Origin of the sequence: Wolbachia endosymbiont (group A) of Portevinia maculata (assembly GCF_964028525.1) — a bacterium.
Taxonomy (GTDB): domain Bacteria; phylum Pseudomonadota; class Alphaproteobacteria; order Rickettsiales; family Anaplasmataceae; genus Wolbachia.
On the sequence record NZ_OZ034786.1, the window covers coordinates 1,062,168 to 1,084,700 of the forward strand.

Genomic DNA, 22,533 nt, shown 5'->3' on the forward strand with positions numbered 1-22,533 from the left:
ATAAGGTGGATGATGAGTTTGAGATCATTGAAGATTATGAATTTATAAATCCTGCTGACCCAAATGAACCACATTCTTTACCTTCTGCTTACCAGATAGATGAAAGTATCGCAGAAATTGCAGGGTTTGATAAAGAGAAATTATTGGAAATGAGTAATTTCTGTAAAATAAGCTATGGTGATAGTGACGATAAGTTAGATGAAAAAAAACATCATATATTAACTTGTAAAAATGTAAGTGAGGAAGATTTTATAGCTATTGAAGCAGATGGGAGAATGCACAAAGAAACTAATCCTTCTGAGGATATTATTTTTGAATTTAAAAAAATGTATAAAACTAGAGCTGAACTTTTTAGCGAAGGTTATAAAATTATTCCATTTGGTAATAGTTTCGAAGAAGATGCTGGGTATGTTTTCATAAAAGGTGAAGAAATAACAATAGCTTACCACGGTACTCGTGGCTTAAATGATGCAATCACTGATCTAAATGCATCTTTTACTACTTCAGAACTTTTACCTGACGGTGGAAGAATTCATCGTGGTTTTTATAATTCATTTACAGATTCATGGCCTAATCTTTATGGCATTTTGAAATCTCATGCTGAAAAACAAGGATCAGAAATCAAAGATTTTAAAATCAATCTCACAGGTCACAGTATGGGAGGAGCTATTGCTAAGATAGCTGCTTTATGCCTCAACAAAACAGAAGGCGCTGAAGATGTTCATGTTGCAACTTTTGCTGATCCAAGGGTTTTTGACCTGACTGCCAGTGAAATTTATAATGATGCTCTTCAGGAAAAAACCATAAGGGTCACTCACCATCAGTGAGATCCAGTGCCAGCATTGTGCCCTGGTTCGTTTGGTTATGCTCACGTAGGTGCACAATTAAGAGTATCGACACCAGAAAGATATTCTAGTCTAGTAAGTTATTTGCATGGAATAGATGGTTATCATGAGGCCGTTTATAGGATGGATGAAAGTGATTTTCGATCAAATAATAACGTATCTCTCTTTTACTATCCTGTTAGGATATTAAATCGAATTAACTCTGCAGTTTTAGGTAATGCTCAATATTACGCTGCCAATGCAGTAAATTATATTTTTGGTGGGTCAAATTTTTTCGAAGAAGTAAAAAATAAAAATTCTTCTCAGATTGAACAAGCAGAAGTTGTGCAAAGCAAGATAGCATATGAGAATTACTTGTCTACTGCAAGGAGTTTATAACTATTACTATGGAGCAATTATTAGATTGCTCCATAACATCTATTCATTTAAATTCAATATAAAAATTTCCACCACAACCATTCCTCTTTAAATTTTTTTAGATGTTCTTTTTTTTCGCACTCTAAAAGCAGCTCTTCCACGCTTTTGTTGTAGCTTTCAGTAGTAATCCTTCCCTGATGATGCATGAACCTCAAGTAAATCAAATAAGTGTTAATCACATCTGTTTCACAATAATCTCGAATCTCTTGTATCTTGCCGCTATCATATAAGCCCATAACTTGTGACCCATCAACTCCAATCTTGCCAGGAAGGTTAAATGCTGCACAAACTTCGTTCATTTTTACTCTTGCAGAGGCTCCAAAATCAGAGAGGGTTTCAAGTAAGTCACAATGCCAATCACTACTATATCTCTGATTGTAACTATTCCACTTATCACCAGCTTTATGAAAGTATTCTGCTTGAATGCCATGGACCATAGCACGATACTTCAGTACTGGTATATCAAAAGTGCGTCCGTTGAACGAAACTAATCTTGGCTTTTTCTCTGATATGTAGTTAAAAAATCCTTTCACTAGCTCCTTTTCACTGGAATTTAGTGTGCCTCCAGATCTTATTTCTTGCAGTGTGAACACCTCATAACCGCTCTGGTGGCTTATATTGCAAAGTAAAAAACTGATAACTACAATTTGGTGGAAGGGCTGACGCAGAAAAGAGTTTTGCCCGTTTGTTATTTCCAGGTGGTATTTTGTTAATGCATCCCTTTTCTCTTCTACACTACTATCATCACTAATATTGAGTAAATTTTTGCAGGAATTTACATCTGGTATAGTTTCAATATCAAATACTAACAAAGAATTAAGCATTGCCTATATACTCCTCAGGACGGTCGATCCAAGGTCGCACTTTTACGAACAAAAAGAGGTGAACCTTGCACTCAAATAATTTTTCTAGTTCAGCACGTGCTTCGATATTAATTTTTTTAATATTACTGCCATCTTTCCCTAGCACTATTTTTTTATGACTATCTTTCAACACGAATATGATCTGTTTGATGACTAAACTCTTATCTTTTTTTTCCTCAAATTGTTCAGTTATAACAGCTGTAGAGTATGGCAATTCTTCACGCAAGTTCAAGAATAATTTTTCTCTCGTAATTTCTGCTGATAAAAAATTTGTCGAGGAATCGGTTATTTGATCTTCTTCATAAAACCAAGGGCTCACCGGTGCAACTTCAGACAAGTAATTCATCAAATCAGAAAGTCCATCATTCTTTAATGCTGATATCGTAAAAACTTTTTCAAATTTATAAAGCAAATTCAGATGCTCATGCGCCATCTTGAGTTCTGGCCTTTTTACCAAATCAGTTTTATTGATAACCAAAATGCATCTGCCTTTTGTGCGCTGCAGCCGCGTAAATATAGTCTTAATTCTTTCTATATTTTTCAAATAATTGCTTACATCAACAAGTAACAAAGTGATGTCATCACCCTTGATTGCTGACCATGCAGATTTGACTAAAGCTTTTTCAAGTTTTGTTTCTGCTGAGAAAATTCCTGGGGAGTCAGTAAAGACAATTTGTGTGTTGTTGCATGTTGCAATACCCCTTATTTGCGTCCTTGTTGTTTGCACTTTGGGTGTAACAATTGCAATTTTCTTGCCTATGATGCTGTTAATTAATGTAGACTTCCCAGCATTTGGTAAGCCAGCTATGGTTACAAATAAGCACTTTTGTTCTTTCACAAAGGAAATTATAAAGAAAACTGGATGCCAGTGTCAAGCACTGGAATGACAAGTTCTCGGCAACCCCTACGTCATACCGTCACGGTATCTCTAGATCCCGCTAACACGTAGCGGAATGACAGCAATCCTACGTCATACCGCCGCGAACCGTCATACTGTCACGGTATCTCATCCGCTAACAAGCAGCGGGATGACAGCAATTCTACGTCATACCGCCGTGGTATCTCTTAGCCGCTAACACGTAGCGGGATGACGAATTACTTAACCGTCATACCGCGATTCATTCGCGGTATCCCAGCATAGATTCCGCTAACAAGTAGCGGAATGACGGTAAACCTAGATTACTTTAGCTATAATTATTAAGCTGCACCTGCTGGATTTGGTGATTGACTATTAAGAAACTCTGCCCTAGCTTCAGTAAACTCAGTTGAGGGTCTTGAAAAGAACATAATTTTTATTGCACAGCACGCACTACATAATGCAACAGCAGCCATACCTACTGCAAGAGTAGAACACCAAACTTTACCTATGTATGCGTCTGCAACCCCAGAAATCAAGGCAATACTACCTGCTGTAGTTAATAGCGTAGCACACCCAATCCAGAATGCTTTCTCATAATTAATAGCACCAAACATTTCTCCAGCATCACTGCTAGCACCAGCAACACATTCCACTGGTTTTTTGCCATCTTTATCCTTCAAACCTGGATCAGCCCCTTTTTTTAGAAGTAATTTCGCAATTTCAACGCTACCGCCGAAAAAATGTCCACTGCACAAATAGTGCAGTGGTGCCTTACCTTGATTATCTTGCATATTAAGATGAGCGCCTTTACCCAAAAGTAATTCCACAGCTTTATGACGAGCAATGCCACAACAACTATAAATAGCATAATGAAGTGGTGATTTACCTTCTTGATCTCTTTTATTAGGGTCAGCACCACGCTCCAGGAGTAATTCTATGATTTCATTATAACATTTATTACAGGCCTTGTGTAACGCAGTACAACCTTGTTTGTCCTGCGTGTCACAATTAGCACCATTTTCCAAGAATAGCTTTATAATTTCAATGTTCCCTCCTTCTTTTATAGCAAGTATCAGTGCTGGATAGGCATATATATTATCATTAATATAATCACCAAATTTTCCATCTTTACTGCTCTTGAACTTGGAAAAAAGTTTTTTCAGAAATGCTGTATTTCCCTCTGAGATAGCCTCATATAGATAAAACTTTAAATCTTCAGGAGAATTAATTTCATCTAAATTTTCATCAGTCAGTTTTGTAACTTCTTCCGTATCTTTTCCAGTGAAAAGGTTATATGCAACACCTAATTCTTTAAATTTCTCCTCGTTTTGTTTTTGCACATCCTTACTCTCACCTGAATGTTTATCAGGATGATATTCAAGAGCTAATTTTCTATATGCTTTTCTAATTTCGTATTCACTTGGATTATCACTTGGACTAAAGCCTAATATTTTTAAAGCTTCCTTTCTATTCACAATAAACCTCCTACTGGAATATCTTAAGCTAAGTATAACCCAAAATTTCAAAAAGCAAAGCTTTTTATGTTAAACTGCATCCACTGCGCAATCCCATAACTGTACAAACATTGTAATTTATCTCCATCTAGGAAAGGGTGTCATCCCAGCGCCCCTATGATGTCATCCCAGCGGCCCCTATGATGTCATTCCAGTGCTCCTTTCTCGTCATCCCAGTGCCCAGACACTGGGATCTAGTTTTCCATAAATGGTGCATTTTAACATAACTTTTATACTTGATAAAATTCCTGGATTCCAGCATCAAGTGCTGGAATGACACCTCTCTTTGAGCTATAAACATTAAGAAATTTACCAAATGAAAAAAAAGGCAAAAGAAGCCCCGAGTAGCGAGTTTTGACTCTATATTACTGTAAGTGGCGCTGTAATAATGTGCTAACGCTTAAAATAAGCGCGATTTGGCTGAATGTAGAAAAAATAAAAAAGACATGCAGCCGCTATAATTTTATGTAATCCGCCAATAAATACCCTAAGTTTTTTACTGAATTTTGTCATTGAGCCTGCAGGTCAAAAACAAGTTTTGAGTCATAAATACCCTTATTGTCATAATAAGGGCGCTGGCGAAATATGTCAAGGGATTTTTGACGAAATGATTTTGAAAGTAAAGAGCGGGAGAAGGGGTTCGAACCCTCGACCTCAACCTTGGCAAGGTTGCGCTCTACCAACTGAGCTACTCCCGCAATTAAATTAACCTAAATTTACTTAATTATAGGCATATACAGCGATTTGTAAACCCCGTGTACACGAAAAATGTGAGAGCCCATAAATTTGCGTGGTTCCTTCTATGATCTTTTCGTATACTTAAGGCTCATTTTTGATTATCATAGGTTTTCAATTGTGCCAAAAAATGTATTAATTTTATGGGAATATTTTTATATAAAGACGACTTGCCAGCTAGTTCAATACCAGATGATATAAGTTCTATAGCTGTTGATACCGAGGCAATGGGGCTACTTCATAGCAGAGATAGATTATGCCTTGTGCAGCTCTCTTTTAATGATGGCAACGTTCACTTAGTTCAACTCAAGAACGATTACACAGCGCCAAATTTGAGAAAAATATTAGAGGATAAAAATATAACTAAAATATTTCACTTCGCGCGATTTGATGTAAGCATAATACGTTATTACTTGGAAATTTGGGCACTTCCGTGCTATTGCACAAAAATAGCTTCACGTTTAGTTCGCACTTACACAGATAATCATAGCTTAAAAGAATTGTGCTTAGAACTACTTGATACCAAATTAAATAAGCAGCAGCAATCTTCTGATTGGGGAAATGAAAATTTGACAGACAAACAAAAAAATTATGCTGCATCTGATGTTTTGTATCTCCATAAGATAAAGGAAAAGCTAGATTTAATGTTGGAACGTGAAAATAGAAAAGAATTGGCCCAAAAGTGCTTTGAATTTCTTCCTACTCGCATTGAGTTAGACTTAATGGGTTGGGAAAACGTGGATATCTTTAATCATCAGATATAACCATTTGTGAGAAGTTTTTTGTTTGTGCAAGACACTTTAGGGCAATTTTTCAGAAGAATTTAGTTGATTAACTGTTGATTGATGCGCTATATTTTACAAGCAATCGTTCTAAGTTTAGGTATTTTATGAGTGATGACATTATATCAGTAAATGATCAAAATTTCAAATCTGAAGTCACTGACTATAAAGGGTTTGTTCTGATAGACTTTTGGGCAGAATGGTGTGGGCCATGTAAAAGTCTAATGCCGCGTATTGAACAGTTGGCTAAAGACAGAAAAGGCAAGATTAAGATCTGCAAGTTCGACATAGATGAAGGGACTGAAGTGCCAAGTAAGTATGGAGTGCAATCTATACCCACTTTAATCATATTTCAAGATGGTAAGGAAATTGCACGCAAAATTGGTGCAACAAATGATTTGCTAAGTTGGGTTGATAGTGAAATAAGCTAATAGACAAATTTGCTTTTGTGTGTATTATAAATATTGATAAAAGGGATTGTAGCTCAGTCGGTTAGAGCAGTTCGCTCATAACGAATTGGTCGTAGGTTCGAGTCCTACCAATCCCACCATTGTGTTGATCTTAGCATGATCGTAACAATGAGAAAACTATAGTATATGAATTATATGTTGATATAATAGAGGAAATAATGGAATTTACTAAATCTTTGAATAATAAGTTAGATGAGTTGCACTTACTAAATCATCCATTCTACCAATCATGGAATACAGGAAGCTTAAGCTTGCAAGCTTTACAAACCTATGCTAAAGAATATTATCACCACGTTGCTGCGTTTCCTCGTTATATCAGTGGTATACATTTTTTGTGCCCAGATCTAAAAATGCGACAGGTTTTGCTTGGTAATTTGATAGAAGAAGAACAAGGTGATGAAAATCACCCAGAGTTATGGAAACGTTTTGCTGAAGGGCTTGGTGTAACACGGTCTGATCTCCATAAGGATGCACAGATTAAAGAGACACAGGAGTTAGTTGATGGTTACTTTGATATTGTACGATCAGACTTTGCTTCCGGTTTGGGTGCACTTTATGCTTATGAACGTCAAACTCCAGAGGTTTCTAAGTCTAAAATTGAAGGTTTAAAAAAACACTATTCAATAAGTGATGAGCGTTCTCTTCAATTTTTTACGGTTCATATGCATGCTGATGAATGGCATTCTGAGGAATGTGCAAATCTTATTGCAGACTTAAGCGAAGAAGAGCAAGAGAAAGCCATGCAAGGCGCTAAAAAAGGAGCAAAACTCTTGTGGGGTTTTCTTGACGGGATGATGAACGCTAGTGTGTGTCATTAATTGTAAGTAGATTAAACTCAGTGATATTAAAATGCAATGTAATCTTCTTATATCTGACCTGCGGCTTTGGGTTCATTTAGGATGTAGTGCAGAAGAGAAGTTTCATTCTCAATTAGTTAGTGTTAATATTGATTTTACCTTTAAATCCCCCCCTTTAGGACTTACAACTGACCGGCTTGAGGATACTATATGCTACTTGGAGGTAGTTCAGAGTATTCAATCTCTCGTTCAAAGCAAGCAATTCAATTTAATCGAGCACTTAACCCATGATATATACAGAGTCATTAATAATCTTTTGGTGCAAAAAAAACATATTATTTCTTCCATAAGAGTGACTACTCACAAAGTTGCACCACCCGTTCCCGGTGTGCATGGAGGTGTTCTCTTTACTTATTGTAATACATTACAAGAACAGGAAGATAACTAATGATCTATATTTCTATTGGCTCAAATATAGGAAATCGCTTTTCCCATTTACAAAGGGCTGCTCAGTTACTAAAGGAACGCTATTTTAAAGATTTAAAGTCTTCGATCATTCTAGAAACTAAGGCCATTTTACCAAACGGTGCTCCACCTGAGTGGGATAAGCCATTTCTCAACATGATTGTCTATGGAAGTTGTTCTTCTTCTCCCGAAGAGCTATTAAAAGGTCTAAAACAAATTGAGTGTGATATTGGCCGTTCGCAGGTCTATGAAAAGTGGGCACCTCGCGTTATTGATTTGGATATTTTGTTATGGGATGATCTAACGCTCGATACACCCTACCTTAGAATTCCTCACCCAGAATTGATAAACAGACCATTTTTGCTTCACTTGATGGCAATGCTGAGCCCCATGGCAGTAGTTAACAAAACGTTTGGTACTGTTAACCCTAACATTAAGGATTGCTTTTTAAGGAGTTTTACGCTTTCACCAGAGCTTGTAGGTATTGTCAATATTACTCCTGATTCATTTTCAGATGGTGGTCTTTATTATGATTCAGATCAAGCAACCAAGCAGGCACTGCGGCTGTTATCAGATGGTGCAAGCATAGTTGAACTTGGTGCTCAATCAACAAGACCTGGATCTTTAATGCAGATCCCAGAGGAAGAGTATGCACGTCTAAAGCCAGTACTTGATAATCTTAGCGATTATATGAAAGCTGGCGATATTAAAGTCAGCATTGATAGTTTCTGGCCAGATGTTATTTTGAACGTTTTGGAGCACTACAACATTGCCTGGGTAAACGATCAGAAGGGAGATCTAGATGATAATACCTTAAAAGCAATTGCTAGCAGTGGATGTGGCATCGTTATTATGCACTCACTTTCCATACCACCACATAGAGACAACATTATCCCAAGTGACATTGATCCAATTGATAACATAAATAATTGGGCAGAAAGGAACATTAATAGATTACTAGCTCTAGGTTTTGATCAAAGCTCGATCATTATTGATCCTGGTATTGGTTTTGGCAAATCTATGTACCAGAATATCCAGATTTTACGCAGTATAGAAACGTTACAAAATTTTGGCTGCAAAGTTCTGGTTGGCCATTCTAGAAAGTCATTTATTTCTTCTTTTTCTACAGAACCTGTCTTTAACCGAGATTTAGAAACAATTGCTTTATCATCTGCATTGCACAACAAGGTTGATTTCCTTCGAGTGCATAATGTGCGTGATCACATGCGATTTTTTGCAGCTCAAGCTGCTTTACAGGGATGATAGTTATCGGAATTATGGCTGTTGATCCCAAGGGGGTAATTGGAATAAATAATGGATTGCCCTGGCATTATCCAAGTGAGTTAGATCATTTTCGTCAGGTGACTGACAAACAAGTTATTGTTATGGGAAGAAAAACATTTGAAATAGTACCCCAAAACATATTGAAGGATCGTATCCCTGTTGTTTTTTCTCGTAACAAGTTAAGTTCTTGTTTTAATAGAGGTATAAAGTGCACTATTATTTCTTCTATGCAAGAGTTTTTGTCAATCCAAAGTAGTTCTAAAGTCTTTATGATTGGTGGAGCACAAATAGCGCACCTTTTTTTGGAGTATGATCTAATCTCAGAGTTTATCATAACAGAAATTCACAGACTTTATAAAGGTGATGTATATTTCAACTTAACACTTCTTGATGGATGGTATAAAACCGCTCTTGCTCAAACAAAAGATTATACTATATGCAGGCTAACACGTTAATATGCATTTTGAAGCAATTTACACCCATCGTATTGAATGCGGCGAGTTATTAGAAGCAGTTCTTGATCGCTATGTTTCAAATTTGTTAAAAGAGGAAGTTGTTCTTGCTATCACATCAAAAATCATTTCCATTTGTCAAAAACAAGTGGTTTGCAAAACTGCTTGTTCTAAAGAAGAGCTAATCAAAAGGGAAGCTGATGCAGTTGTTGATGTGGCTCACAGTATCTGTTTAACGATTAAAGATAATATCTTAATTCCATCTGCTGGTATTGATGAATCAAATGGTAATGAGGTATATATTCTATATCCAAAAGATGTTCAGAAAACAGCTCTGTCAATATGGAATTATCTCAAGACAAAACACTGCATAAAACATCTTGGTATTTTGATTACAGATAGTAATGTAACACCTATGCGTCGTGGGATTACGGGCGTTGCTCTTGGTTGGTGTGGATTTGAACCACTTTATTCCTATATAGGCAAGCCAGATCTTTATAATCAATCACTGCAAGTAACACAAGTCAATCTTCTTGATGCACTGGCAACATCTGCTGTTTTAGTTATGGGAGAAGGGGCAGAGCAAACACCAATGGCAATAATTAGTGGTGCACCAAAGGTTCACTTTCTTACTCGTCCGCCAACTACAAAAGAAGAAAAAAGTGTTAAGATATCTATGAAAAAAGATCTTTACTCTCCTCTCCTCATGGGAGCCCGCTGGTTAAAGAGTTAAAGAGAAACTTAAAAATCTGCTATTAGACTTCTTGCATAACCATATAACGAACTTTTATTGGGAATAGAAACGAAAAAACTTACTTGACACCCTTCGCCAGCCCCCTTATTATGATAGTGAAGGTATTCAGTTATCTTCATCTGTGCAGATTAAACAGCAAGAAAACAACGTAGTTGGCGTCTTATTTTTAATTTTTTGCACTATGTGCACCTTATGTCTTCACAACATTTCTGGGTTTTTACCTATATAAGCTGAAACGCGCTTATAAGTCGTTTAAGACAGTATAGTACGCCAATTTGCAGGATTAGAGAGTGACAACTAGCTAACACGGGGTTTCTTTTGCCTTTTTTTCTGCTTAGTAAATTTCTTAAACATTTAAACAAAGGTGAGTTGCATTTAAAAGCAGCTAAATTGCAGTGTTTAAGACTTAAAAAACGCCAATACTGAAAGTAGACAATGACTAGGGCTTCTTTTGCCTTTTTTTCGTTTGGTAAATTTCTTAATATTTATAGTTAAACGACAACCGTCATACCGCTACGTGTTAGCGGAATCTATGCCGAGATACCGCGAATGAATCGCGGTATGACGGTTCGTGGCGGCATGACGATAAGCTCGTCATCCCGCTACGTGTTAGCGGGATCTATGCTAAGAGATACCGCGAATGAATCGCGGTATGACAGTTCACGGTGGTATGACGATAAGCCTCGTCATCCCGCTACGTGTTAGCGGGATCTATGTTAAGGTATGACGGTTAAGTATTCCGCTACTTGTTAGCGCCGCGGCGGTATAGATCCCGCTACGTGTTAGCGGGATCTATGCTAAGAGATACCGTGACGGTATGACGGTTCGCGGCGGCATAACGATAAGCTCGTCATCCCGCTGCTTATTAGCGGCTAAGAGATACCGCGGCGGTATAGTAACTCGTCATCCCGCTGCTTGTTAGCGGCTAAGAGATACCGTGACGGTATGACGGTTCGCGGCGGCATGACGAGAAAGGGGCTACTCGGATGACAACAAAGGGCTACTTGGATGACACCCTCTTGGATGGAAGCCAGTGTCAGCTACTTTCATGACACCATTCTTTTTTCTGGATTCAAGTAGTCAGGGCACTGCCGTCTTGGATGGAAAGGCTGGATCCAAGTAGTCATACCAATGTCTCCTATTTGACTGGTCAACAATGAGAATTGGTATTAGTTTGGGTTATGCAAGAAGTCTATTCCTTCATAAGGAGAAGTAGTTAAAGGAATTTACTCTATTTCTCCCTCTTTTTTTATTATTTTTAATCTATAGTTAACGTAAAAGAGATATGCAAAAACTCTATTGATCCATAGTCTGCAAATTATTAATAACACTTACTTTAAAGAACCTTACTTTACGCTGATCTTTGAGCGCTCTTTTGTGGTATTTTGTAAGAGTATAACTTGTGAAATCGTCTTCCCTATAGATTAAAGAGTTACACTGCTTTATATGTGATGCTATCCACTCTGCATAGTCCTGATGATCGGTTGCAATGAATATTTCCCCTGTTATAAGTATTTTTTTTGCTAATAAATTTAAAAATTCCGTATTAATTAATCGTCTTTTATTGTGACTTCTTTTTGGCCATGGATCTGGAAAGAGAATAAAGAATCTTTCAACACTGTTGTCAGGAAAATTTGCAATCAATTCTCTTGCATCTTCTGTCCATATTAAAATGTTTTTTATGTTTTGTATTTCTATGTTTGTTAGCAAGCGAGAAACCCCCTTTAAGTAGGGCTCACATCCTATAAATAATAGATCAGGTTCATTGAGCACCTGGTAAAGCATATTTTCACCGTTGCCAAAGCCTATTTCTACCCATATTCTTTTTCGTGAATTTACAATCTTCTCTATAGATTCCTTGCTGTTTTGAATAGAATATTTTTCCAATATTTCATCAACATCCGGTTTTAACCTGGACCTTCTGGAGAACGATCTAATCCACTTGCTATTCTTAAATAGCATATTCTTGATACATATATAATTTTCTCACTATATTTTATATAGCTTAAACAATTCTCGAAATGAATTAACGAAAAATTACTTGTCAATAATTATTAATATTATATAATATATGAGTTCTAATAAAGTTTAAATTAAAGGTCACATTGCATGAATAATAATGATCCAGTTGTAAATCTACCGGTTACTATCAGAAAGCTATCATCAAACAAGTTTATAGAAGAGATATGTCAAGGCCAATTTGAGGATCAAGATAATGCCTTGTTTGAAGATTCTTTTGTTAACAAAATTAAAGAAGGAGATGTGGTAGAAGGTGTAATTACAAGAATAAACCCTAACGACGTTGTGGTTGATATTGGTTTAAAGTCTGACGGGAGAATTCTGATCAAGGAACTCGGTTGTAATGATGAGATCATTATTGGCTCGAAAATTAGAGTTTATGTGGAAAGAATTGAAGATTATCATGGTAATGTTGTTCTTAGCCGTGAAAAAGCAATTAGAGACGAGAAATGGAATAAGTTGGAAGAAGATACAGTTACAAGAGCTGAAGTAAGCGGAGTTATTAAACGCTCAATTAAATGTGGTTTTATTGTTGATCTTGGTGACGGAATAAGCGCTTTTTTACCGCTGAGTCATGTGGATTTGAAGCAAGTAAAAGACGCGAAGCACCTTATTGAAACTGAACAAAAGTTCATCGTGCTTAAAATGGATAAGAAGCAAGGTAATATTGTAGTATCAAGAAAGCTGGTGTTAGAAAAATTGCACGCTGGTGAAAAAATTAAATTTTTAGAATCTTTAAATGAAGGCGATATAATAGAAGGAAAAATAAAAAGCATCACTCATTACGGTGTATTTGTCGGTATTCATGAATCAGATGTAGTGGGAGTTATAGATGGATTGCTACATATTACAGATATCTCTTGGAGTAGAGTGAGTCATCCATCTGCAGTTTTTGCTTGTGGCCAGACTATAAAAGTTAAAATTATAAAAATAGATAAGGAAAATGCTAAAATTTCCTTGGGTGTGAAGCAGCTAGAAGATAGCCCTTGGCAAGATGCAGAGTCAAAATATCCAGTTGATAGTGTGCATAAGGGTTATGTAACAAGCATAGAAGATTATGGATTGTTTGTTGAGCTTAGACCTGGAATTGAAGGTTTAGTGCACTCGTCAGAAATAACTTGGGTTAAGAGTAATTTACCAGTTAGTAGTCTTGTAACAAGGGGACAAGAAGTATATGTAAAAATTCTCAGTATTGACATTGCTAAGAGTAGGATGAGTTTAAGCATGAAAAGGTGTGTAGACAACCCTTGGCAAGTATTTATCAAGAAATATCCTCCTGGTTCTATTGTTTTTGGTGAAGTGAAGAATAATACCGGCTCATATGTATCTGTTGCTTTCAATGATTCTGAAATAGATGAGAACGTAGAAGGGACAATATATGTGAAAGATTTAAGTTGGTCTAAAAATAGCTCAGATGAGATAAAGAAGTATAATGTAGGTGATAAAATAGAAGCAAAAGTAATAAGGGCTAACGTGAATCGGGCAAGAATTTATCTTGGAATAAAACAAATAGAGTATGATCCTCTTGAAGAACTGATAAAGAAAGTTAAGGTAGGCGATAAAATACAGGTTATTGTAGGTAAGAGAGAAGATAATGGACTGGTCGTTGAAGTTGAGAACGATGTAACCCTTCTAATAGATCAAGAGCATTTACCGGAAAATAAAAAGTTCTCTATATCAGAAAAAATAGAAGTTGAAGTATTGGGTGTTGAAGAATATAACATAGTATTATCTGCTAAGTGATAAGGTTTACTTATTTTGGCTTCATATAAATGGCAACAAAGTCTGATATAATAGCGAGGGTAGCAAAAAGACATCCTTTTTTAGATAAGATTGTTATAGCAGCTATAGTTGATAGATTTTTTGGGATACTTTCAAGCACATTGAAGCATCATAATAGAGTTGAAATTAGGGGGTTTGGTTCTTTTTCAGTTAGAAGTTATAACTTGAAAGAAACAAGCCATTTAATGTTACAGAAGTTTACAAAGAATCAATACTTTAAAACATATTTTCGTAGCAGTAAAAAATTATCTGATTTGATAAATGAATAAAAATTTATACCATAAATAAGATGAAAGTAGGGGTTTGAGTTTATACTGTACGATAGAAATTTTTAGCACCATATGCAAGTAGTAGAAATAGTTATACGTAATAACACATACAAAATATCTTGCGAAAGTGGGAAAAAGAGCCATTTATTACGTCTTGCTAATAGTTTTGACAAGCTAGTTGGTTCTGTATCTCAAAAAACTGGAGGTAAGGGTTCGGATGCATTAAATTTCTTACTTGCAGCGCTAATTCTTGAGGATAAAATTTTAGAATTAACAAAGCGGTTGGATGAAGCAAATCAAGAGCGCGAAAAGTATAGAAACGAGAAAAGAATAGAATATATTGAGGTACTAGATAAGGTAAATAAGATTATCACTAATCTTGAGTGCATAAAGGATTAGCTTCAATAAAGCAAGCAATTAAATTGACTATCTGACTATTTAAGCCAGGAGGGAGGTTTGTCTTACGAGTTATGTAACAATATAATTCGTAATCATCAAGATCAACTATTTTTTCGTATTCGATTAGTTCGCTCAAGGAAAATTTATCAAGATATTTCAATGCGAAATGCCCTAAAAGTATATCGGTTTCTTTGCAACCCCTATGCCAGCTTCTATACATCAATTTTCTTCTGAGTAGTGAGGTATCTGTCATTACAATTAAACTTTTTTTTAATTTAAAAGTTAAACTAAATACTTGTCAAGCGAGGCGCGTTTTAATATACTTAACATTTGTTTAAGATCTAAATATACAGGTGGAATTAATTTCTAATCTTATTCATCAATTTAGCGATGGAATATATTGTTTTTTGTCATTTGCCTTAATCATTTCTGTTATAGTGTTTGTGCATGAATATGGGCATTATGTTGTTGCCAAAGCATGCAAAGTTAAAGTTGAATCTTTTTCTATAGGTTTTGGTCCTGAAATTTTTGGTTTTAACGATAAGTCTGGAACTAGATGGAAACTAAGCGCTGTTCCATTGGGTGGTTATGTTAAAATGTTAGGGGATACTAATGCAGCGAGTGTCCCAGCTGATCAAAAAGAATTAACTGAAGAAGAAAAGTTGTATTCATTTCATACAAAACCGCGGTATAAAAAAGTAGCAGTGGTTTTTGCAGGACCTTTTGCAAATATGATACTTGCTGTTATAGCTTTTACAATATTTTTTAGCACGGCAGGTTATTACCGCACTCCACCGGTGATTAGGGATGTAATTGAAGGAAGTGCAGCCAAACAAGCTGGCCTATTACCAGGTGACACTATTACACAAATCAATGAACATAAAATAAAATACTTTGAAGATATTTCACGTGTGATAATGTCGCACCCCAAGACGAGAATGGAAATTAAATATAGCAGAAATAATGAGGAGCGTAGAACTAGCCTGACTCCATTGACAATTGAGAGTAGAGATGTTTTTGGCAACATAATAGAAAGAGAAACTATAGGGATTATTTCAGTCAATACATTAAAGCAGTCATCTTTTCTTGGGGCTGTGAGCTTATCAGTAAGTGAAACTTACCACACTATGTGCTTAACGATCAAAGCTATCTTTCAAATTATCGTTGGTAAGAGAAGTGCAAGTGAAATAGGTGGACCAATAAAAATTGCAAAATATTCAGGGCAATCAGCCAAAAAAGGATTTATTATGGTTGTGTATCTCATGGCAATTATTTCAGCTAATTTAGCTGCGATTAACTTGCTACCAATTCCGCTACTGGATGGTGGGCATTTATTTCGTTATATTATAGAAGCAGTTATACGTAGAGATTTAAGTTTGAAATATCAAAAATATGAGGCTACCTTTGGTGCTTTCATTTTGTTCTTGCTGATGGCAATTGCAATTTCGAATGATATTAGGAGTCTTTTTTAAAATAAATATGAAAAAGCTATTTTACATACTAATAGTAATTTTTATCTCCTTTCCCGCTCTACTTGTTGCTTTAGAAAATAAGGAAAAAGTACAGATAAAAGATATCAAATGCATTGGCAATGAGCGAGTAAGCAATCAAACAATAGGGTTTTATATAAAGTTAGAACCTGGTAGCTATGTAGACGACGATGATATAGATTCGATTATAAAAGGTTTATATAAAACAAAGTTGTTTGCTAGTGTTAACGCTTATATCGATGATAAAAAAAATTTAGTAGTAAAAATTCAAGAAAATCCACTAATTAACAAGATAATATTAAAGGGTAATAAATTATTTAACAGCAAAGAGCTGCTAAATAATGTAATTCAATCAAAATCGCTAACTATTTTCACTGAAACAAAATTGCAAAACGATTTAATGAATTTAATCACTACTTATAGAAATAACGGTAAGGTTGGTGTTAACGTTGCATATGAGCTGAATAAGCTTGATAGTAATAGGGTCAATCTAATTTTTAAAATAAAAGAAGATAAAACCTCTAAAATTAAGGATATAAGATTTATAGGTAACAAAAACTTTTCTGAAAACGAGCTAGAGCAAGCTATTAAAGTGCATAGTAATGACATATTTAGTAAGTTATTTAGAGCCATGTTTAAGGGCGGAACTCGTTATTCACCACAATATTTATTGATTAACACAGAATTGCTCGATCGTTTTTATTCGTCTAAGGGATATATTCAAAATAATATTCAACCGATTGTTGAGATTGATAATAACAATCAGATAGAATTGACTTTTTTGATTGACGAAGGACAGCAATATTTGTTTGGAAATAATGAGGTTAATATTGAAACTGAAATTCAGGATTTAAGCCTAAAAGAAGAAATATTGGACTTTATAACAGAGGAAAACGATAAGATATTTAATAGAGTTAAAATTAATAATACAGTAGAAAAAATAAACAAGTATTTAAATGAGAAAGGATATATATTTGCAAAAGTTAATCCAGAGTATGCACAACGTGACAATGTTGTAGATGTGACCTACAGAGTGCTGCCGGGTAAAAAGATTTATATAAATCAAATTACAATTGATGGTAACGATCGCACTTTAGATAAAGTGATCAGAAGTAAGCTAAGTGTAGCAGAAGGTGATGCATACAATATATCTGAGATTCAAAAATCACGTAAAAAACTAATTAGTAGTGATTTTTTTGAAACAGTGAAAGTAAATAGTTACGCAGTTAATGACAATGCAGTAAATCTTGACTTAAATGTTAAAGAAAAAAGAACTGCTTCATTATCTTTAGCAGGAGGTATGTCCTTTCCTGGTGGAGCATTTGTGAAAACTGATTTCACAGATCGTAATTTATTTGGTAGTGGTAAAGAGCTCTCTTTTGCTCTTGAGAAAAATCAATATTCACTTTCTACTAATGTAGAGGTTGTTGAAAATAATTTTAACGATTCTGATACATCACTAGGTGTGGGCGTATTTTATGAAAAACAAGATAAACCACACACTAGCTTCGACAGTTGTGACATGGGATTTTCAACAAAATTATCATACAAAGTTATAGAAAACTTAACTAATTCCATTCGCTACTCTTACAAGTATAACCGTATACATATGGATAATAAGGATGGAAAAGACAATGACATCTCTGATATAATAAAGGGGCAAGAAGGTGAACATCAGATTTCATCAGTAGGATACACATTAGCGTATAATAAACTGGATAACCTCTATACTCCAAAAGAAGGGTATTTACTGCGCTTAAGTCAGGATATTTCAGGATTGGGAGGGAATGTAAACTTCCTAAAATCTGAGTTCTTGTCTTTTTACACGCATCCTATATTAAGTAAAATTGACGATAGCATAATACTACGCTTTAAGATGGCAGCAGGTCATATTTTTTCTTATACCGATGAAGATCTAAACATTGGCCAGCACTTTTTTAAAGGGGGTAATGAGATTAGAGGGTTTGACCTTTCCGGCATTGGACCAAGATCAGAAGACAAAAATAAAAGCTCATTGGGAGGCAAAACTTATTTTAATTTAACACAGCAAGTAGATTTTCCACTACCAAAACTATATGACTATGCTGGTATCAAAGGCTCATTATTTGTTGACTATGCAACACTTTTTGGCTTAGATGATAAAAATGAGAAATATAAAGATCCATATAATGATAGTAAGCTTATAAGAGTGTCACCAGGTTTTGGCTTTTCAATGCCTTCTCCTTTTGGTAGACTTAGATTAGATTTTGGGTTTCCTTTAGTAAAGGAATCTTATGATATAATACCATCACCAAATGTTAAATTTTCTATTGAAGCGGGGATTTGAATGAAATATATACAGTTATTTATATCAGTTATTGCCTTAATTATTTCCTTATTTGTGGGGTATAAGTTTGCAGGATATCAACCTCAGAACACAAAGGCTGCCATTATTGATAGTGATAAAGTTATCAATGAATCTCTTGCTCTGCGAAACATACAACAACAAATAAAGGAGCAGAATTCTAGATTACAACAAGAATTTGAAAGTGAGTTAGAAAAACTTAAGCCATCAAAAGAAGAATTTGAACTTTTGTCAGAAGAAGCAAAAAAGGAAAAGACAGAACAGTTTAATAAGCATACTGTAAATGCTAGAGATGCTTACGCTGAAAAAATGTTGTATTTAGAAGAAAGTTATAGAGATGCAGTAGAGAGTGTTTTTAACAAGATAAAAGAAGTTGCTAAAAAAACGGCAGAAAAAAACAACATAGATTTAGTACTATTTATTTCAAAAAAGAAACAAGTTTTATACTCTATGGATGAAGTTGATTTATCGGATATGGTATTAAACAATATAAACAAGGAAATACCTGAATTTGCTTTAAAAGGCATTGAGTAGGCTTATGCAATTTAATATCAGTGATATTATAAAAATACTACCACATTCTTATCCGTTTCTTTTAGTAGATAGGGTTATAGAGTGTGATCCTGGTAAAAGTATAAAAGCAATCAAAAATGTGACTTTTAATGAGCCATTTTTTATTGGTCATTTCCCTGGTCATCCAATAATGCCAGGAGTCTTGATAATTGAATCGCTAGCTCAAGCATCTGCTATATGTGTTCTTGGTAAAGAAAGTCAAGGTACAATAGAAAACAAAGCTATTTACTTTATGTCTATTGAAAATGCAAAATTCAGAAAGCCAGTCACTCCAGGGGACACACTGATTCTGCAAGCTAATGTTAAAAACGCACGTTTAAGTGCATGTAAATTTGAGTGTATTGCGTGTGTTGGTGAAGAAAAGGTTGCAGAAGCAACGATTTTAGCTATGCTACAAAATACGTAATATACAAAAGACAGTGTGCATACTGTATAATGCAGCTTAATATCTCATTTTCAAATTTATATACTCGCAGTGGATTAATAAAATTGGATGAGACATTTTTGAATTATATTAAATCATGTGATGAAAGCTTGTTTTGTTCATTAATTGAAGCAAGGAAAAATCAGATTGGTGATAGCCAGTTAATAATAGACCTCTCATATTTATTTGACGAGTTTATTGCAAAACTTTTCAACATTGAAAAAGAAATAGAAGAGCTAAAGAAAAAACACAATGACTTTGCTGTGATATATAAATGCAAAAGGTTATTTGTCCAACGCTACGCATTGAAGAAATACATTAATGTGGCGAATATAGATATTACTAACAAACTAAGTCATTTTCTCACTTTGCCAACAACAGAAAAAAATTTTGCCGAGCAGGTGATGCATTGGTTTGAAGATAAAGAAAATCACAAAGAAGAAATAGAACTTGCGGCACAATATGCAGTGTGGAGAGTAAAAAATAAACGGAGTATACTCTTTAGTATCCATAGGAAAATTGACCATGAAAATCTCATACCATTTTCTAAAAAAGAAGTAGACAAAGTTGAAGTGCTGTATTCAAATGAAGTAAAAAGACGATATGGTTTTGATCTAACAAGCAAAAAGGTGAGTTTGAACAAAGCATTAGATAACGCTCACTACTGCATATTCTGTCATAAGCAAAATAAGGACAGCTGCTCAAAGGGGCTAATTAATAACGACAATACTTTTAAACAGTCCCCACTAAAAGTTGAGCTGCATGGCTGTCCACTAGAACAGAAAATATCAGAAATGAATCTGGTGAAAAGCGAAGGTTACAGCATAGCAAGCCTTGCAATTGTGATGATAGATAACCCATTATGTGCGGCTACTGGGCACAGAATATGCAATGACTGCATGAACTCGTGCATATATCAGAAACAAGAACCCGTGAATGTGCCAATGATTGAAACAAGGATTTTGGATGATGTGCTTAGTTTACCGTACGGATTTGAAATATATTCTCTGCTCAGCCGTTGGAATCCTTTAAATTTTCAGCGTTCATTGCCAAGAGAAAACACCGGAAAAAACGTTCTAGTTGTAGGCCTTGGTCCTGCTGGTTTTAATTTAGCTCATCATTTGTTGAATGATGGGCATAACGTTATCGCCATTGATGGACTAAAGATTGAACCTTTAATCGATAATTTCCAGCTAATTAAAGATTTTGAACACGAAAAATTGAGTGAACGCACGGCAGGTGGGTTTGGTGGAGTGGCAGAATATGGCATTACTTCTAGGTGGGATAAAAATTACTTAAAAATTATCAGGTTATTACTAGAAAGACGTGAAAATTTTGCAATTTATGGCGGCATTCGTTTTGGTGGCACAATTACCGTGAAAGATAGCTTCAATCTAGGTTTTGATCACATCGCCTTGGCGCTTGGCTCAGGTAAGCCTCGAATGATAAAAATAAAGAATATGCTAGCTCGTGGAGTGCGTATGGCATCTGACTTTCTTATGTCGTTACAACTGACTGGCGCTCTTAAATTTGATTCTATAGCAAATCTGCAAGTTCGTATGCCGATAGTTGTAATAGGGGCTGGGCTTACTGCAATTGACACTGCTACTGAAGCTTTAGCGTATTATCCAATTCAAGTAGAAAAATTTCTTCTTCGTTACGAGGTATTGGTTGGTAAATATGGAAAAGACTATGTTGAAAAAGATTGGACAGAGGAAGAGCGCGAAATTGCGAATGAGTTTATATCGCACGCACAATTGATCCGAGAAAAGCAAAAGTTAGCAAAAAAAGAGAGTAGAGAAATAAAAATATTAGAGTTAATGCAGAGTTTGGGGGGAGTGAAAGTTGTATATAGAAAAGAGCTAAAAGATTCGCCAAGTTATCGATTAAATAGCGAAGAGGTGCAAAATGCACTGTCAGAAGGGATTTACTTTATTGAAAACTTAGAGCCAGTTGAAGTTGTGACGGATAAATATAATCATGCTGAATCAATAAAACTAATAGACACAAAATCCGGCGAAATCAAATGCATGAAAGCACGTTCTATTTTTATAGCAGCAGGTACTGAGCCAAATACAGTTATTGCAACAGAAGATAAAAAGCATTTTAAATTAAGCAATGGGTATTTTACTCATTTGAATTCATCAGGAAAAGAAATAGATCCAATATTTTCTCCTAAGATGCAGAATAAAGACAGAATATTAGTATATAAGCAAGGCAATAAAACAATTAGCTTTTTTGGTGATCTTCATCCTTCGTATAGCGGCAGCGTCGTGAAAGCTATGGCAAGTGCTAAGAACGGCTACCCTATTATTTCCCAGCTTTTGAATAGAGTTAATAGCTTCGTTTCTGTCACTCCAGCTAGAATCTCGGAGTCATATGCACAATTGTATGAATGTTGTAATGTAAGAGTAACTTTCACCAAAAAAGATGTCATCCAAGTAGCTGACACTGAGATCCAGAAAAAAAATGCGTGGTCAAGCGTTGAAGATCTGGCTAACAAAGAATTTTTCAATAAAATCAAAGAGCAATTCACTGCAAAGGTTATAAAAGTTCAATATTTAACAGACAAAGTTGTGGAAATAGTGATCAAAGCACCACTTGCGGCAAAGAATTTTAAACCTGGACAATTCTTTAGGTTGCAAAATTTTGAAACCAATAGCAGAAAAGCCAATAATACGAACCTTGCTATGGAAGGTATAGCCGTAACCGGCACTGAAGTAGACAAAAAAAAAGGAATTATTTCCACTATTGTGCTTGAAACTGGCGGTTCCACTAATTTATGTAAATGTTTTAAAGAAGGTGAACAAGTAATTCTTATGGGTCCAACTGGAAGCCCAACTGAGGTTTACTAAGTCTGGATATTAAAGTGATGCCAAATTTTATTTCAAAAAGTAAATAATTTACTAACGCTCGTGCACAAATTAAAAATAAATTATGCACGAGTGTAGCATTGTGAATTAAGAATGCTATATTAAAGCTTACCTCACTATTAA

At 35.2% G+C, this 22,533-nt stretch carries 22 protein-coding genes, 2 tRNA genes and 1 pseudogene; 18 read left to right on the forward strand and 7 right to left on the reverse strand.

What is annotated here, in order from left to right:
• Positions 1–5 precede the first annotated feature (5 nt).
• Together ABWU36_RS05290 and ABWU36_RS05295 are read left to right on the forward strand one after the other, a co-directional pair.
• Complete coding sequence (locus ABWU36_RS05290; protein ID WP_353273104.1) at positions 6–827, forward strand: lipase family protein; 822 nt, start codon at positions 6–8, stop codon at positions 825–827.
• A gap of 6 nt (positions 828–833) precedes the next feature.
• Positions 834–1,223 carry a hypothetical protein gene (locus ABWU36_RS05295; RefSeq protein ID WP_253309589.1) on the forward strand — a complete coding sequence of 130 codons (390 nt, stop codon included), beginning with the start codon at positions 834–836 and terminating at the stop codon, positions 1,221–1,223.
• A gap of 43 nt (positions 1,224–1,266) precedes the next feature.
• Here ABWU36_RS05295 and ABWU36_RS05300 read toward each other — a convergent pair.
• The 5 genes and pseudogenes from ABWU36_RS05300 to ABWU36_RS05320 form a co-directional block, all read right to left on the reverse strand.
• A pseudogene (locus ABWU36_RS05300) lies at positions 1,267–2,086 on the reverse strand (3'-5' exonuclease).
• On the reverse strand, positions 2,079–2,963 hold the full coding sequence (era, locus tag ABWU36_RS05305) for a GTPase Era (protein WP_253309588.1): 885 nt from the start codon (positions 2,961–2,963) through the stop codon (positions 2,079–2,081). The pseudogene ABWU36_RS05300 and the gene era overlap by 8 nt, the downstream one beginning before the upstream one ends.
• Positions 2,964–3,322: 359 nt before the next feature.
• Complete coding sequence (locus ABWU36_RS05310) at positions 3,323–4,459, reverse strand: ankyrin repeat domain-containing protein (RefSeq protein WP_353273105.1); 1,137 nt, start codon at positions 4,457–4,459, stop codon at positions 3,323–3,325.
• 154 nt (positions 4,460–4,613) lie between these two features.
• Positions 4,614–4,799: a hypothetical protein gene (locus ABWU36_RS05315; protein WP_265017467.1), complete on the reverse strand. Its 186-nt coding sequence runs from the start codon at positions 4,797–4,799 to the stop codon at positions 4,614–4,616.
• A 324-nt stretch (positions 4,800–5,123) separates the two neighbouring features.
• Positions 5,124–5,196 (reverse strand) — tRNA-Gly (locus ABWU36_RS05320).
• A 180-nt stretch (positions 5,197–5,376) separates the two neighbouring features.
• Between ABWU36_RS05320 and ABWU36_RS05325 the strand changes: the two genes are divergently transcribed.
• From ABWU36_RS05325 to ABWU36_RS05360, 8 genes are all read left to right on the forward strand, one after another.
• Complete coding sequence (locus tag ABWU36_RS05325) at positions 5,377–5,997, forward strand: ribonuclease D (protein WP_264687899.1); 621 nt, start codon at positions 5,377–5,379, stop codon at positions 5,995–5,997.
• A gap of 125 nt (positions 5,998–6,122) precedes the next feature.
• Complete coding sequence (trxA, locus tag ABWU36_RS05330) at positions 6,123–6,446, forward strand: thioredoxin (RefSeq protein WP_253309585.1); 324 nt, start codon at positions 6,123–6,125, stop codon at positions 6,444–6,446.
• A gap of 42 nt (positions 6,447–6,488) precedes the next feature.
• Positions 6,489–6,565 (forward strand) — tRNA-Ile (locus tag ABWU36_RS05335).
• Positions 6,566–6,643: 78 nt separating this feature from the next.
• Positions 6,644–7,303 carry a CADD family putative folate metabolism protein gene (locus tag ABWU36_RS05340; protein WP_253309584.1) on the forward strand — a complete coding sequence of 220 codons (660 nt, stop codon included), beginning with the start codon at positions 6,644–6,646 and terminating at the stop codon, positions 7,301–7,303.
• Positions 7,304–7,334: 31 nt separating this feature from the next.
• Complete coding sequence (locus ABWU36_RS05345) at positions 7,335–7,730, forward strand: dihydroneopterin aldolase (protein WP_353273106.1); 396 nt, start codon at positions 7,335–7,337, stop codon at positions 7,728–7,730.
• Entirely contained in the window at positions 7,730–9,010 is a 1,281-nt protein-coding gene (gene folP, locus ABWU36_RS05350) for a dihydropteroate synthase (RefSeq protein ID WP_253309582.1), read from the forward strand. Before ABWU36_RS05345 ends, folP begins: the two co-directional genes overlap by 1 nt.
• A complete protein-coding gene (locus ABWU36_RS05355) occupies positions 9,007–9,486 on the forward strand; it encodes a dihydrofolate reductase (RefSeq protein WP_264687902.1) in 480 nt (159 codons plus the stop codon). Before folP ends, ABWU36_RS05355 begins: the two co-directional genes overlap by 4 nt.
• 1 nt (position 9,487) lies before the next feature.
• A complete protein-coding gene (locus tag ABWU36_RS05360; protein ID WP_353273107.1) occupies positions 9,488–10,216 on the forward strand; it encodes a putative folate metabolism gamma-glutamate ligase in 729 nt (242 codons plus the stop codon).
• A 1,317-nt stretch (positions 10,217–11,533) separates the two neighbouring features.
• On the opposite strand, the gene trmB is transcribed toward ABWU36_RS05360, so the two are convergent.
• Positions 11,534–12,199, reverse strand: coding sequence for a tRNA (guanosine(46)-N7)-methyltransferase TrmB (gene trmB / locus ABWU36_RS05365; protein WP_253309594.1), 666 nt, complete (start codon positions 12,197–12,199; stop codon positions 11,534–11,536).
• A gap of 147 nt (positions 12,200–12,346) precedes the next feature.
• Between trmB and ABWU36_RS05370 the strand changes: the two genes are divergently transcribed.
• The 3 genes from ABWU36_RS05370 (at position 12,347) to ABWU36_RS05380 (ending at position 14,706) form a co-directional block, all read left to right on the forward strand.
• Positions 12,347–13,999 (forward strand): 30S ribosomal protein S1, encoded by a 1,653-nt coding sequence (locus ABWU36_RS05370; protein WP_353273108.1) that lies wholly within the window; start codon positions 12,347–12,349, stop codon positions 13,997–13,999.
• A 29-nt stretch (positions 14,000–14,028) separates the two neighbouring features.
• Positions 14,029–14,307 carry an HU family DNA-binding protein gene (locus ABWU36_RS05375; protein ID WP_010963035.1) on the forward strand — a complete coding sequence of 93 codons (279 nt, stop codon included), beginning with the start codon at positions 14,029–14,031 and terminating at the stop codon, positions 14,305–14,307.
• Between the two features lie 72 nt (positions 14,308–14,379).
• Complete coding sequence (locus ABWU36_RS05380) at positions 14,380–14,706, forward strand: cell division protein ZapA (protein WP_182183710.1); 327 nt, start codon at positions 14,380–14,382, stop codon at positions 14,704–14,706.
• On the opposite strand, the gene ABWU36_RS05385 is transcribed toward ABWU36_RS05380, so the two are convergent.
• Positions 14,681–14,959: a succinate dehydrogenase assembly factor 2 gene (locus ABWU36_RS05385; protein WP_182158663.1), complete on the reverse strand. Its 279-nt coding sequence runs from the start codon at positions 14,957–14,959 to the stop codon at positions 14,681–14,683. The genes ABWU36_RS05380 and ABWU36_RS05385 overlap by 26 nt on opposite strands.
• Positions 14,960–15,059: 100 nt before the next feature.
• Here ABWU36_RS05385 and rseP point away from each other — a divergent pair, with 100 nt between their 5' ends.
• From rseP to ABWU36_RS05410, 5 genes are read left to right on the forward strand one after another with little or no spacing between them, the layout of a single operon-like run.
• Entirely contained in the window at positions 15,060–16,178 is a 1,119-nt protein-coding gene (rseP, locus tag ABWU36_RS05390; RefSeq protein WP_353273109.1) for an RIP metalloprotease RseP, read from the forward strand.
• Between the two features lie 7 nt (positions 16,179–16,185).
• Positions 16,186–18,522 carry an outer membrane protein assembly factor BamA gene (gene bamA, locus ABWU36_RS05395; protein ID WP_353273110.1) on the forward strand — a complete coding sequence of 779 codons (2,337 nt, stop codon included), beginning with the start codon at positions 16,186–16,188 and terminating at the stop codon, positions 18,520–18,522.
• The gene (locus ABWU36_RS05400) at positions 18,523–19,074 is read left to right on the forward strand and encodes an OmpH family outer membrane protein (protein ID WP_253309600.1); all 552 of its coding nucleotides are present in this window, start codon (positions 18,523–18,525) and stop codon (positions 19,072–19,074) included.
• 4 nt (positions 19,075–19,078) lie between these two features.
• Positions 19,079–19,519 (forward strand): 3-hydroxyacyl-ACP dehydratase FabZ, encoded by a 441-nt coding sequence (gene fabZ, locus ABWU36_RS05405; protein WP_253309601.1) that lies wholly within the window; start codon positions 19,079–19,081, stop codon positions 19,517–19,519.
• Positions 19,520–19,548: 29 nt separating this feature from the next.
• Positions 19,549–22,392, forward strand: a complete 2,844-nt coding sequence (locus ABWU36_RS05410) for an FAD-dependent oxidoreductase (RefSeq protein WP_265017471.1) — start codon at positions 19,549–19,551, stop codon at positions 22,390–22,392.
• Positions 22,393–22,533 lie beyond the last annotated feature (141 nt).